The sequence below is a fragment of the Halalkalibacter lacteus genome, from assembly GCF_036663595.1.
GTDB classification, from domain to species: domain Bacteria; phylum Bacillota; class Bacilli; order Bacillales; family Bacillaceae_D; genus Halalkalibacter; species Halalkalibacter lacteus.
On the sequence record NZ_JAWRVL010000255.1, the window covers coordinates 1 to 265 of the forward strand.

Sequence of the window (265 nt, forward strand, 5' to 3'; positions counted from 1 at the left end):
TAACAAAAGATACATTATTAGTTTCGTCAGAATCAAATATCAAAAATTCTTCTGTTGTTTATGTTTATGGTGACGAACGAGAATATATCGAATCTTTTGAACATAAATATGACCTTAAAATAGGCAATATACTAACGTTTGATGATCGAGTTGCATATGACACGATGATAGATCGGAACGATGAAAAAAGTTTGCTCGTAAGTTTTTTGTTTCCCGAGGTACATGAAGGTGGGCATCTAGACAATCTGACGACATCTGTTGTTTT

The 265-nt window shown here is 33.2% G+C and carries 1 protein-coding gene; it reads left to right on the forward strand.

The features are described 5' to 3' along the window. Nucleotides 1-265 (forward strand): hypothetical protein (locus SAZ04_RS22265; RefSeq protein ID WP_332699815.1); only part of this gene is annotated, 265 nt, incomplete at both ends.